At 58.1% G+C, this 12,192-nt stretch carries 11 protein-coding genes and 1 pseudogene; 10 read left to right on the forward strand and 2 right to left on the reverse strand.

Features of this window, described 5'->3' with window-relative positions; all coding sequences use genetic code 11:
* Nucleotides 1-8: 8 nt before the first annotated feature.
* From BSG20_RS09495 to BSG20_RS09505, 3 genes are read left to right on the forward strand one after another with little or no spacing between them, the layout of a single operon-like run.
* A complete protein-coding gene (locus BSG20_RS09495; protein WP_072374071.1) occupies nucleotides 9-1,187 on the forward strand; it encodes a polysaccharide pyruvyl transferase family protein in 1,179 nt (392 codons plus the stop codon).
* Nucleotides 1,188-1,226: 39 nt separating this feature from the next.
* Nucleotides 1,227-2,399: a polysaccharide pyruvyl transferase family protein gene (locus BSG20_RS09500; RefSeq protein WP_072374073.1), complete on the forward strand. Its 1,173-nt coding sequence runs from the start codon at nucleotides 1,227-1,229 to the stop codon at nucleotides 2,397-2,399.
* Nucleotides 2,400-2,403: 4 nt separating this feature from the next.
* On the forward strand, nucleotides 2,404-3,543 hold the full coding sequence (locus BSG20_RS09505) for a glycoside hydrolase (protein WP_072374597.1): 1,140 nt from the start codon (nucleotides 2,404-2,406) through the stop codon (nucleotides 3,541-3,543).
* 237 nt (nucleotides 3,544-3,780) lie between these two features.
* Here BSG20_RS09505 and BSG20_RS37310 read toward each other — a convergent pair whose 3' ends face one another.
* Complete coding sequence (locus BSG20_RS37310) at nucleotides 3,781-4,203, reverse strand: diguanylate cyclase domain-containing protein (protein WP_244541306.1); 423 nt, start codon at nucleotides 4,201-4,203, stop codon at nucleotides 3,781-3,783.
* Nucleotides 4,204-4,962: 759 nt separating this feature from the next.
* Between BSG20_RS37310 and BSG20_RS09515 the strand changes: the two are divergent.
* The 4 genes and pseudogenes from BSG20_RS09515 to BSG20_RS09530 form a co-directional block, all read left to right on the forward strand.
* A pseudogene (locus BSG20_RS09515) lies at nucleotides 4,963-5,367 on the forward strand (thiamine pyrophosphate-dependent enzyme); the annotation flags it as partial.
* 118 nt (nucleotides 5,368-5,485) lie between these two features.
* Nucleotides 5,486-5,902, forward strand: a complete 417-nt coding sequence (locus BSG20_RS09520; protein WP_072374077.1) for a DOPA 4,5-dioxygenase family protein — start codon at nucleotides 5,486-5,488, stop codon at nucleotides 5,900-5,902.
* Nucleotides 5,903-6,581: 679 nt separating this feature from the next.
* Entirely contained in the window at nucleotides 6,582-6,830 is a 249-nt protein-coding gene (locus BSG20_RS09525; protein ID WP_072374079.1) for a CopG family ribbon-helix-helix protein, read from the forward strand.
* Nucleotides 6,827-7,117 (forward strand): type II toxin-antitoxin system RelE/ParE family toxin, encoded by a 291-nt coding sequence (locus BSG20_RS09530; RefSeq protein ID WP_072374081.1) that lies wholly within the window; start codon nucleotides 6,827-6,829, stop codon nucleotides 7,115-7,117. The genes BSG20_RS09525 and BSG20_RS09530 overlap by 4 nt, the downstream gene beginning before the upstream one ends.
* A 307-nt stretch (nucleotides 7,118-7,424) precedes the next feature.
* Here BSG20_RS09530 and BSG20_RS09535 read toward each other — a convergent pair whose 3' ends face one another.
* Nucleotides 7,425-7,628 (reverse strand): hypothetical protein, encoded by a 204-nt coding sequence (locus BSG20_RS09535; RefSeq protein ID WP_072374083.1) that lies wholly within the window; start codon nucleotides 7,626-7,628, stop codon nucleotides 7,425-7,427.
* A gap of 412 nt (nucleotides 7,629-8,040) precedes the next feature.
* On the opposite strand from BSG20_RS09535, the gene BSG20_RS09540 reads away from it, so the two are divergent.
* From BSG20_RS09540 to BSG20_RS09550, 3 genes are all read left to right on the forward strand, one after another.
* A complete protein-coding gene (locus BSG20_RS09540) occupies nucleotides 8,041-9,210 on the forward strand; it encodes an acyltransferase family protein (RefSeq protein WP_072374085.1) in 1,170 nt (389 codons plus the stop codon).
* Nucleotides 9,211-9,213: 3 nt separating this feature from the next.
* Nucleotides 9,214-10,317: a glycosyltransferase family 2 protein gene (locus BSG20_RS09545; protein ID WP_072374087.1), complete on the forward strand. Its 1,104-nt coding sequence runs from the start codon at nucleotides 9,214-9,216 to the stop codon at nucleotides 10,315-10,317.
* 61 nt (nucleotides 10,318-10,378) lie between these two features.
* Nucleotides 10,379-12,163, forward strand: a complete 1,785-nt coding sequence (locus tag BSG20_RS09550; protein ID WP_072374088.1) for an ABC transporter ATP-binding protein — start codon at nucleotides 10,379-10,381, stop codon at nucleotides 12,161-12,163.
* The last annotated feature ends 29 nt before the right edge of the window (nucleotides 12,164-12,192 follow it).

The following is a 12,192-nucleotide window of genomic DNA, read 5'->3' on the forward strand; positions in this document are numbered from 1 at the left end:
CTAGTCGAATGCGTCCACGAATTCTCGTGACGGGTATTCCTGGTCACTACACGCGCCTTGCCAATGGCGCCCATGGCTTGTCCATCTCCTATGCAGAGCGGCAGAAGCAGCCGGAATCGAAAGAGGATTTCCTGCAGGAGCTGCGCAACATCAGCAACACCGGCAACTACCTCATCGGTGAGGGCGCCCTGCGCGCACTTGCGCCGCATGCGAAGCAGGTTCCCTTCTGGCATCTCTACAATTTGAGCAAGAGCGGCGGCGGGTTCGACGAGTTCAACGCCAACTTCGACATCTGCGTCTTTACCTGCGCAAACCTGTTGCGCAAGGGGCTCTCCGCGGACGCCGAGGCGGAGGTCCTCAGCCGGCTCAACATGCCGATCGTCATGTTGGGCATCGGCCTGCAAAGCCGCAAGGACCTGGAGAACAATCTTCCTGAAGGAACCAAGCGGCTCCTGGCCATCCTGAAGGAGCGGGAGCACTACTTCCTGACGCGCGGCTACGAGTCGGCCGGCTTCCTGAAGGACCAGGGCTTCTCCTTCGTGCGCCCGACCGGCTGCCCTTCCGTCTATTTCATGCCGGACAACATGCGCCGCTCCATGACGAAGCTGTCGAGCGTAACGATCGGCAAGGCGCGGACGATCTTTTCAGGTTACCTCGGCGGCAATCAGGATGCGATCCTTGACGCCAATGCGCTGGCCCCACAGGACACGGTTCCGCAATACGTCGTTCAGGACGAGTTTCTCCACTTCGACATGAAGGTGGAGCCCAACGAAGAGGGTCGCGTCTATGATTCCGCGTCGGGCCTGATGATCGGCGATCTGGCGTACCCCGGCACGGAGCGGGAGAAGCAGCGGTTCGAGGTTCGTACTTTCTACGACACCAACCAGTGGCGCGCCTGGGCCTCGTCGATGGACTTCAATCTCGGCCGTCGTTTCCACGGATCGATCATCGCCATGCAGGCGGCGGTGCCGAGCCTGATGGTGGCGGTGGACGACCGCATGCGTGAGATGCTCGGCTTCACCGGCCTGCCCGCCGTCGACATCAACGAGATCGACAAGGCGGAGAACCGCGCCGAGTTCGTGGCCGATCATCTGGCAAAGCTCAACACGAGCGAACTTGTCGACCGGTACTCCGACCGCGAACGCGCCTTCCGCACCACGCTACGTGAAATCGGCATCGGACACTAGCGGCCCCAGGGCCATCTCTTTTCGGTTAAGAGGACAGCTATGCGTATCTTGCTTACGGGAATTCCATCCCACCTGCAGCGGACGATTGCGGACGTCTCCGGCACGACCGTCATCCATCGGCCCTATTTCGACGAGGCCAGGACCAGGAAAGGCCTGATCTCGCAGGTCAGGAAGATCGCCAACACCGGCAACTACCTGATCGGCGAAGGCGCGGCCGAAAGCCTGCGCGGCCATGACGTCACCTATCTGCCGTTCTGGCATCTCGTCAACAGTCGGGATTCGCACGAGCTCTACGAACGCGTGAACCGCGAATTCGACTTGTGCGTCTTCGCCTCCGCCAATCTCCTGCGGCCCGGTTATTCCGCCGATCTCGAAGCGGAGATCTTCGCCAAGCTGAAGATGCCGGTCGTGGTGATGGGCATCGGCATTCAGCGCAAGGAGGGCCTCAAGGAGCAGCTGCCGGCTGGCACGCTAAAGTTCCTGGAGGTCTTGAGAAACAAGGAAAGCTTCTTCCTCACGCGGGGCTATTTCACCGCCGAGTTCCTGAGAGAGCAGGGAATGAAGTTCGTCAAGCCAACCGGCTGCCCGTCGCTCTACTTCTCGCCGAACGACATGAAGCGCTCGCTCTCGGCGCTTGCCAATCCGGGACTGTCCGAAGCCCAGAAAATAGCCTTCGGCGGCTATCTCGGCAGCGTTGCCGATACGATCGTCGATGCCCACGCGCTTCTCAAACCCGACAGCGTCGCAAGCTATGTCGTCCAGGACGAAGTGGTTGCCTACAATCTCTCTCTGACCGGCGACGACAACGACATCGTCTATGACCGGGCGAGCGGGCGTATCACCGGGGGGACCGAATACAAGCATTCTGAGAAATGGCAGCGGAAACACGAGCTGCTGGTCTATTTCGACACGAACCAGTGGCGAACCGCGATGTCCGCCCGCGATTTCTGCTTCGGTCGTCGTTTCCACGGCTGCATTATCGGCATGCAGGCCGGCACGCCCGCGCTCATGATCGCGGTCGATGACCGAATGCGTGAAATGCTGGAGTTCATCGGCTTCCCCTATATCGAGGCGGCCACTTGGAACAGGGAGGTGGACAAGCGCGCTTATCTCGCCAATTTCCTCGGCAAGATCGACACGCAGGCCGTGATTGACCGCTATTCCGCCTGCGAGGCGAATTTCCGAAATGCTCTGGGGCAGATCGGACTTTGAGCAGATGACGGCGAGGCTGCGATTGCGCGCGCTACTCGCTTGCGCGCTGGCAGCGCTCTGGGCATTAGCCCCGGCGCGGCCGGCGGACGCGGACGATGTGCTCGCCGATCGCATCGGCATTAACCGGGTAAACCTTGCCTGGCTTTCCCGCGCCGATCAGGAGCGGGTGCTGAAGGAGATAGCGGCAAGCGGCATCACCCATGTCCGACTTTCACTGTCGAGACCCGTGGGCAAAAGCATCGAAGCGCTCGAAATTGCGGATCGGCTCGGGCTGAAGATCCTCCTCGAGATCCAGCTCGGGAACAAGGACTACTATCCGCCGGAGACGCGCCCTCGGACCGGTTTCGGCCGCGTCTGGGACGTTCAACGGCTTTCGGATCTCGACCTCGATCTTTACCGTGCGCACCTGCGCGCGGCGCTTCGCCGTATCGACGGCATGGGCATCCGCATCGACGCCGTCGAGCCCGGAAACGAGATAAATTACAGCGCCTACAATGGCGACCTCGTGGTCTACGAAAACCCTGGGCGGCGCACGCCGCGCAGGGTTTCGGAAGTCGCAAATCGCTCGGCGTTCGAGCGCGGCCTCGACGCCTATATCGGCACCGTCCGCGTCACCCGGGAAGAATTGCGGGCGACGGTCCACAGCGGCGACGCGCTTCTGATTTCAGCCGGGCTTTCCGATGCCGGCACTGTCGAGGCAGATCGCCGTGGCATGGAACGGCTCGATCCCTCGGCGGTTATTTCGCTCCTGCGGGAGCGGGGGATCGACGCGCTGGTCGATGGCTACGGCATCCATGTCTACCCAGGGCGCAAACGTGACGCGGCGCTTGCGCGCTACGTGACGACGGTCCTCGATTTTTGCCAGCCCGAAGGGCAGGGCAGGCCGTGCTGGGTGACCGAATGGGGCATTGCCAACACCGCGCTGTCCTGCCCGCTCGACGACCGTGAGCGGGAAGAGGCGGTCCGTGCCGTGCGCCGCGCCTTCTCTGAGATGATGGAGGAAGGGAGGCTGGAAGCAGCCTTCTACTACGACTGGGACACGCAACCGGTCTACAGCGTTTGGCGCTGCGGCGTCTTAGGCCCAGCCGGAGTCGCGGCCACCGAAACGAATACCGGCGGTGGGGTGGCAAGAGGATCGCCGTAGCCGGGAACCGGGAGATTTGATGGTGCGGGCACGCGCGTTGCCCCACCTCGAGCTATTTACCTTGCGACGTCCAGAGCTTGATCTGGCCCGGTCCGAGACCAGCCTGCCGGCGTCTATGGGATCAACGCGGTCGGCGCCAGGGCAGTCGCCGAGGCGGTGAACCGTCTCGCCCAAAACTCCGCGGCGCGCTGTCGACAGACTGTAAACCCGAATATGCCCGACGGCCCGAAAGCCCTCTCACGAAAACAACTCCCGGAAAAGGAGGGGGCCAGCCTCTTCCTCCGCGAGGGCCGCGCTGTTGGCAGCCTCGCTGAGTGCCTGGAAGGCGGATTGGTCCCCGACCCTGGTGCCGCCAAACCGCACCGTCACGGGTATCTGCCGCTCTTGTCCGGCTATGAAGGTGGTTTCGTATACCCGAGCGCGGATGCGCTCGCAGATTTTGTTGACATTTTCCATTGTTGCGTTTGGCAGATAGATCCCGACTTCGTCGGAGGCAACGCGGGCGACGAGATCACCATGGCGCACGGAAGAATGGACGATCCAAGCAATCGACTGAAGCAGTGTATCTGCCCATTGCGGTCCATAGCGACGACCGATCTCATCGAAGTTGCCGACCCTGACAACGAGAATGACGCCATCCGGGCTTTCCGCGGTGCTCACGCGCCTGCGGTCTATCGCATGCTCGACGGGGGTCGCAAATGCGTCGGCGCACAGTGTAACTATGATGGGATCGTGGTGGAGGGCGTGCTGAAGTTCTTTCTGGAGATCACGAAGCGCTTTTTTGCGTCGGTGAAGCGCAAATTGCAGCGGAAATGTAACAGCCGCCGATATCAACGCCACAGCCGTTAATTCTACCCAAAACGGACGTTCGGGAACAAGCAGGCTTAACAAGCAAACGACCGCGGTCATCCCAGCTGCCGAGGTAAGGGCGCCGAGCGTTGCGCTCTTGATATGCGCGACTATTGCGGCTGGGCGAAATCGAAATTGCAGGGTCATCGGTTAAACGGAGCTATTGCAGTGGTCGCTATATTTGACAGATTCGGCGAGAATAGCAGGTGAATAAATCCGACGGCATTTTAGCTATAGCCACCCAAAATTTTATGGTCACACCAACCCGATCGCGGCCTAAAGGGCCAAGGCCTATGCGCTCGTTCAAGAAACCCATTCGCACCTTCGGCGTTGGCATCCCGAATGTTTGCTCCTAGCACATGAAACCGTGGAGACCCCCGGTTCGATTGACATTGAGGTGAGAAAAACAAGTCTCTGTGGGCTCAGGCCCCCGCAACCAAAATTTACACGCAATATCAAAGGGCTCCGAGGAAACTCGGAGCCCTTTTTGTGTTCAAAATATCCCTAACACAACGATAGCACAAAACCGGGGGCGGTTTGACAAGTAAGCATACGGTGAAGGCTGCATATACCGCGCTTGGCGTCAAAGTTGGCAATCCCGACAAGGCCGTCGTATCCGTGTCAGGTGACGGCGGGTTCATGTTCGGCGTCCAAGAGCTGGCGACCGCTGTTCAACACAACATCGCGGTTGTAGCGATCGTCTTCAACAATAATGCCTACGGTAACGTCCTGCGCGACCAGAAGCAGACCTATTCAGGTCGCTACCTCGGTTCCGAAGTGACAAGCCCGGACTTCGTGAAGCTGGGCGAAAGCTTCGGCGTCAAGACATTCCGTGCCACGTCGCCAGACGAACTCACGTCGCTAATCATCGACGCATTGAATCGGAGTGCTCCTGTCCTTATCGAGGTTCCGATCGAGAAGGGTTCGGAGGCTAGCCCTTGGCCCTTTCTCCATCCAGCGCCGCCTATTGTGTAGACTCTGGGCTCGACGCGCGTCGCGCGGCTCAAGATCGCATTGGATAACCGATCCTTGTATTGAAAACCTCCTGTCGAAGACGCTGTTCCAAGTCTCCGAGAAATCAGAAAGTCAATTTATGTGCAAAGATGACCTACCCCTGAAACTTGATAAAATTGAGAGCTATCATGCCCATGTCTATTTCGACGGCTCCGAGCAGCGCGAGACTGCGGAATTGTTGCGGGAGGAGATAGCCGAACGTTTCTCCGTTCTCCTCGGTCGCTGGCATGATCGACCGGTCGGACCACACGCGCTTGCAATGTATCAGGTGGCTTTCTTGCCCGTCGAGTTCGCCCGTCTTGTGCCCTGGCTCATGGTCAACCGGCGCGGTCTGACCATACTCATACATCCCAACACGGGTGAGCCCAAGTCTGACCATCTTGAACGCGCGCTTTGGCTGGGCGCGGTATTGGAGATCGATTCCGCACCATTATCCGACCGTGAAGATTCAGAGGTGGAGATTGTCCCTCATACCCGTCCGACGGTCAGCCCATAATCAATCTATAGCGCGACGTTCAGGATGAGACATCGTATTGCCTCACGCAGCGATGCTCCCGCTGGCCTGATTGTCGCCTCATGGGTTTTGCTTCCCGCTTGGGGCGAAGGAGGCGGGCGCGAAGACGGTCAGGATTTCGCACCGCTCCGCCTCCTTCGTGAGCACCTAGTGCTGATCAATGGGGCGTTGCAACCTCAAGGACCTCCTACGTTATTTCCGGGAAACCGAACAGCAACGCGTGGGCTTTTTCACTTCGCCACGCCTTGAGGCGACGCTAAAGCGTTCGCGACGGCAACCTGCCACTCCTCGATATAGGCTATTGAGAATTGACCCATGTTTGAACCCAGCCCCGCGTGTTTCAGCGAGGGCTACGGAGTGATCGACATGGCATTACTGAGCCTGATTCGACGAGAGCATCTATCGATCGTTCGCGCGGCCAGTTCTGGTATTTCGCTCTCGAACAATCGCAGGAATCGTTGCTTGTAAGCCCCTGCAACCAGAATTTACAAAGACTATCAAGACTTTGTCGGCCTCCGAAGGGAGCAGTCCCTTGTCCGGCCACTCCCATCCCCGCGTGCCGGAGCTTATTCATCGAAACGAAAGTCCCCCTCATAAGCAGAACCTTGACGAACCACGCTGGTTCACCAATAATCAAAGTGAACCAAGGAAGACAGGTGCCATGACTGCTGCATTTACCGTGCGGGTTTCGGATGAAACCGCGAGCAAGCTTAATCAGATTGCGGAAAAGCTGGATCGCTCCCGTGCCTATATGGCTGCCGAGGCGATCGAGGCTTTCGTTGAGCAGCAGGAGTGGCAGCTTGCCGAGATCGAAGCCGGGTTGGCTGAGGCCGATCGCGGCGAATTTGCCAGCGCCGAAGACGTGGCGAAGGTTGTTGGGAAGTACGTCAAGTCTACCCGCCAATCATGAGCGGGAAACGTATTCGCTGGACGCTTCGGGCGTTGCGGCGACTTGATGAAATCGGCGCTCATATTGAGCAGGACAATCTGGATGCGGCAGCGCGCGTGATCGCAAGGATCGTGACCGCCGTAGATATGCTAGCCGAATTACCCGCAAGTGGGCGGCCGAGCCGCATCAAGGGCACACGTGAAGTGGTGCTGGCCGATATCCCTTACATTATTCCGTACCGTGTCAGTCGGGACATCGAGATTATCACCGTCATGCACGCCCACCAACGGTGGCCGTCGGCCTTCTAAGCCGCTAATTTAGCTTTGGGATGGGCCATTCAACCAATTGCAGGAATCGTTGGTTGCGTGCCCCCGCAACCAAATCTTCCAAAGCAACCGAAATAACCAGGCCCAGATAGCGCTGGCGATCCTAGCTCCTCCGTCGTGCTCGATTCCGACTTCACGACTTCACCGCAGTGACGGTATCGAGGAATTTACGCTTGAAGCGCTCCTCAAGCATCGTGGTTGCTTCCATTGCCGGCAGCATCGCTGCGATGCGACCGTGAACCGCAAGCGTCGCGGATGGTAGTCCCGCGACGCGCGTCGGTACTTGATGCTAATTTACCACAACCCGCCGAGCGAGTGCCATGACGTAGTCATCGGCGATATCAGCCAAAGTCAGGGCGACCTCCGGTTCATCCCACCCCGCCGCGAGAGCCCTTTGCACGAAATCGCGAAACGTCGCCGCGAGTACCTCCTCGCGACCAAGAGCTCGGCAGGGATCATTCGCGGCTTGCATTATCAGACGGATAGCTTTCATTGATGCGCCCCCTATAACGGTTTGCCTTGTTGCACCAGAAGTGCATTCGTCATGCACTCCGACTCTTGTCATGCGCTATTATGCTTCTTTTCTAATGGCTTACGCGGTGCGTGTCGTTAGCCGCCGATCCCAAAACTTGCAGCGGCGTCCATTTCTGCGGCTGGGAGGACACTTGCCGATCATTCTCCTCGCTCAGCAACGATTGGAATGACAGCGCGTTCGATAGATCGGACTAAAGTCCGATATCGCCCTAACGTCACAGTTTGGCCCGATTGCCCCGAATTTTAAGAAGCGCTTTGGCACCTCAATCCGATCCATCCGGAACGGAATCAACAGCACAAAAGCGGGTCGTGAGAATGTCATTGGGAGTAGGCTCCGACAAGGCGAGCTCCCTAGAGACCAAGGGGGATCCATGCTTCATGCACGAGAACGGCAACTGGACGGACTTCGTACTCTCGCCGTCGCAATGGTCCTATACCACCATTTCTTCGCCGTCGATGGATCAGTTTTGGGTCATCTCGGCGTGCGCCTGTTCTTCGTACTCAGCGGCTTCCTGATAACGCGGCTCCTTTTAGATGCACGTTCCGCTATCGACTATGAACCGGGCACTGCGCTGAAATCGTTCTATATTCGCCGCGCTTTGCGCATATTCCCTCCCTATTTTGCGATGTTGGGCTTCGTTTGGTTTGTAAACCTTGAAGGAGCTCGCGGTAGCCTCAAGTGGCACGCGCTTTATCTCTCGAACTTTTGGTATGCCCTCCACAATGAATGGACACCTTGGGTGTTGTGCCACACCTGGAGCTTAAGCATTGAGGAACAGTTTTATATTGCCTGGCCGTTGGTGATCCTCCTGGCTCCCCGCCGCTTCGTTGGACCGATTTGCGTCGCGGTCATCGCATTCTCGCTAGCGTATCGCTTCTACTGGCCGTTCACAGGCACACCCGCCCTCGCGCGTGATCTTCTTCCTCCTGCGTCGCTGGATGCGCTGGTAGCCGGCTCCCTCCTCGCCGTCCATCGAAGCAGGACTGAGGTTTGGCCCCGCTGGATGCGGGTAGGCGTTGCTCCCTTGACCGCCGGCACCGTCATTTTCCTATGGCTGAAAGCAGTGCCAATGACACCAGCGCTTGAATGGCTGACGTGGATCGGTGCGGAGATTTTTCCCATCGTACCCCTCGTCATGCTGGTCGGAGCTTGTTCGTTAGGCTTGCAAGGAGGGTTCGGTCGCTTCCTGGAACTCCCGCCGATCACCGCGATCGGACGCGTAAGTTACGGCGTTTACCTTTTCCATCCGATTGTGCTTTCGCTGATCGTCAAGGCTCAGGCTTGGATCCCGGTCAATGTTTCGGAGCAGGGTCCCGGTCGGTTTGTGATTGCGACCGCAACCACGTTGATACTGGCTTCGATTTCCTGGACGATCTTCGAAAAGCCGCTCAACCAGCTCAAACGCTACTTCCCCTATGTCCGCTCCAAAAGTCGGGCCCACGTTCCTTCGTCGATCAAGGCCAGTGAGGCTGACGGACGACCATATGACGTTTCAGCGTACCGCCCAAGCTATGCCAACCGCGATGAACATGGGATTTAATAGATGCCTGATCCTTTGATCTCGGTCGTGCTGCCTGTTTACAATGGCGAGCCTTACATTGCCGCTGCGCTCGAAAGCATTCTGCGCCAGGACTACGACCGCTTTGAAGTCATTGCGCTTGACGACGGCTCGACCGATCGTTCGCTGGAGATCCTTCAACGGTGTCGAAAAGCCGACGATCGTATTCGCATCGTCTCGCGGGAGAACCGCGGGCTCATTGCGACATTGAACGACGGAATCGCCTTGGCGAGTGGGGATCTTATCGCCCGAATGGACGCAGACGATATTTCCTATCCATCCCGCTTTTCGCGCCAGGTCGCACTCTTTGCCAAGCAGCCTCAGCTCGCGATCAGTGGTACGGGCATTGATCAGCTTCTCGGCAATCGCGTGGTACGCGGCAGGCCAAATCCGATCTATCAGACCGGAGATTGGCACATACTGTCGACGTTCTTTACCATCTTCTTGCACTCGACGGTGATGTACAACCGCAACGTCATCCCTGAAGACATGCTGGTGTATGACGCAGGCTATGTCCATGCCGAGGATTTTGATCTCTTCGGGCGCATTGCCCGGCAGTTCCCTGCAGCCATGATCGATGAGAGCCTCGTTGCCTATCGCATTCACCACGACAGCGTCTCAAGCCGACACAAGCAGCAGATGCGCCAAACGCACCTGAAGATCGTCGCGGAGAACCTCGAACGACAATCTCTTTGCGACGATCCCGATGCTCTTCATGCCATCGGGGCAGCGGTTACGCCGGACACGGTACGCCGTGCTGCAAATTGCCTCCTTGCGATCGAAGGGAAAATCGCGGAGCGTGTTGGTCCGACGCGTTCCAGCTACGCGCACGGAAGCTTGTGTTTCTTCTATTTCCTCTATCAACTCATTATTGATGAGCAGCGACCGGAGCTTACACACGCGTTTTTGACGCTGACAGGAAAGTGGCAGCTCATCCGGCGTCGAGAACGGTACGGACTTCGGTCCGCTGCTTATGCGCCGTGGTTGTGCCGCTTTTCAGGCGGCGCGACCCGGCGACTGGATCTGATGGCGCGCTACTATCAATCGGTGCCCGCTAAAACCGTACAGTCGCTTCAAGGGCTCGCATAGTGGGCGAGAACCACGTATTCCCGCGCGCCAGAGCCTGCCACCAGCTGAGGTCACGACAGCCATGCTAGAATTCGTTTGGTCGAGTTTTCGGCTATTGCGTCAGGCGCTCGGCCGGCAGATCTACCTGCTTGCGATTGTCGTCGTTTTAGGATTAAGCACCGCCGTCCTCGAAGGCACGGGCATCGGTCTCATTATTCCGATGCTCGGCATTATCGGCGGCGAGAAGGATCCCTCGGGGATGGCTGGGCTTTCAGCCGTCTTCCAACAGGTGGGCGCCGGTTTGGATGATCGGGCAAGGCTTATTGCGATCGCTGCCGCCATCCTCGGATTGATCACAGTGAAGAATGTGCTGGCGTTCGCCAACGCCGTGCTCACCAATTTCATCTACGGCCGAGCCGGCCACGCCATGCGAAGTTCTCTTGCCGGCCAGCTTTTGACGATTGGATACTCATTTTTTCTGCAGCAGAGCCCGGGGCGCCTGCTCAATATCATCTCCAACGAATCCTGGCGGGCTTCTGACGCAATACAGACAACCCTTGCGGCTGTCGTAAACGCATCAGCCGCCGTCATCTTGCTCATCTTCCTCTTGCTTCTTTCATGGCAGATGACCCTGTGCGTCGCGCTGGGGCTCGTTGTGATCCAGGCTATTCATGCGATCCTCTCTGCCAGCCTGAAAGGGCCGAGCCGCAACGTCACGTCGTTCAACAGTGAACTTGCCTCGAAGATGCTTCATCTCGTACATGCCGGGCGGCTCATCCGCGCATTCGGACAGGAACTGCGTGAAAAGGCGCTCTTCGATTCCTCTTCAGATGCCGTTCGAAAAGCGAGTTTCGTTCTGCAATCCCGACAAGCGATATTGCCGCCACTGACAGAGATGCTGCATTCAGCCGTTTTTTTGACGGTCGTCGTCAGCGCCTGGCTTTGGGGCGTGAGTTTTCCGATTATCGTCGCTTTCGTGGTCCTGCTCTATCGGCTGCAACCGCATGTGCGTGCGCTTCAAATGGCGTGGAGCGCGGTGCAAGGCTGGAGTGGTTCCTTGGAGGAGGTCAGATGGCTCTTGGATTCGTCTGATAAGCCAAAGCCACCGGCGGGCGACGACCCGGTCCAGGGGCTCCGCCAGCAGATTGGCTTTGACTGCGTAACGTTCAAATATCCGAGCTCGGGCTCGCGACCGGCCGTGCTGCGCGCCGCGAGCTTCGACATTCGCCAAGGTCGATCGACAGCAATCATCGGACGATCGGGCGCTGGAAAGACCACAATCGTCAATCTCCTTTGTCGATTTGTGGAGCCCGACGAGGGAGGGATTCTGATCGATGGCATCTCACTCAATCAAATCGATCCTCTCCAGTGGCGAAGACAAATTGCGCTCGCCAGCCAGGACCTCGAGCTGATTGATGGTACAATCCTGGAAAACATCACCTATGGTCACGACGTTTCGTTTGCCGACGCTGAAAACGCCGCCAAGCTTGCTGAGGCGCACGAGTTCATCGAGAAACTGCCTGACGGGTATGAGACCGTGGTCGGTTACAGGGGAGCGACCGTCTCGGCAGGTCAGCGACAGAGGATCGCGCTAGCAAGGGCGCTCGTGCGAGATCCGGAAATCCTGATCTTGGACGAGGCCACGAACGCCCTGGACGGATTGTCGGAAGCTGCGATCGTCGAGACCTTGAAATCAAGGGCCGGCCGTCGCACGACAATCGTCATCAGCCATCACCGCAGCACCATTTCATTCTGCGACGAAGTCGTAATACTTCATGACGGCAGCGTCAGGAATCAGACCTCTTTTGCCGAGGTTGCAACACTAAGCATGGATCAGCTCTACGAGCATGAAGCGCTTTCTCCCTAGGTGAGATTGCGGGACTTTCGGCGGGCGCG

The sequence above is a fragment of the Rhizobium tibeticum genome, assembly GCF_900110205.1.
GTDB lineage: Bacteria > Pseudomonadota > Alphaproteobacteria > Rhizobiales > Rhizobiaceae > Rhizobium > Rhizobium tibeticum.

Excerpts from the sequence above, each read along its gene's own strand:
- BSG20_RS09495 (WP_072374071.1), top strand. The coding sequence starts at position 9 with ATGCGTCCACGAATTCTCGTGACGGGTATTCCTGGTCACTACACGCGC.
- BSG20_RS09500 (WP_072374073.1), top strand. The coding sequence starts at position 1,227 with ATGCGTATCTTGCTTACGGGAATTCCATCCCACCTGCAGCGGACGATT.
- BSG20_RS09505 (WP_072374597.1), top strand. The coding sequence starts at position 2,404 with ATGACGGCGAGGCTGCGATTGCGCGCGCTACTCGCTTGCGCGCTGGCA.
- BSG20_RS09520 (WP_072374077.1), top strand. The coding sequence starts at position 5,486 with ATGTGCAAAGATGACCTACCCCTGAAACTTGATAAAATTGAGAGCTAT.
- BSG20_RS09525 (WP_072374079.1), top strand. The coding sequence starts at position 6,582 with ATGACTGCTGCATTTACCGTGCGGGTTTCGGATGAAACCGCGAGCAAG.
- BSG20_RS09530 (WP_072374081.1), top strand. The coding sequence starts at position 6,827 with ATGAGCGGGAAACGTATTCGCTGGACGCTTCGGGCGTTGCGGCGACTT.
- BSG20_RS09535 (WP_072374083.1), bottom strand. The coding sequence starts at position 7,628 with ATGAAAGCTATCCGTCTGATAATGCAAGCCGCGAATGATCCCTGCCGA.
- BSG20_RS09540 (WP_072374085.1), top strand. The coding sequence starts at position 8,041 with ATGCTTCATGCACGAGAACGGCAACTGGACGGACTTCGTACTCTCGCC.
- BSG20_RS09545 (WP_072374087.1), top strand. The coding sequence starts at position 9,214 with ATGCCTGATCCTTTGATCTCGGTCGTGCTGCCTGTTTACAATGGCGAG.
- BSG20_RS09550 (WP_072374088.1), top strand. The coding sequence starts at position 10,379 with ATGCTAGAATTCGTTTGGTCGAGTTTTCGGCTATTGCGTCAGGCGCTC.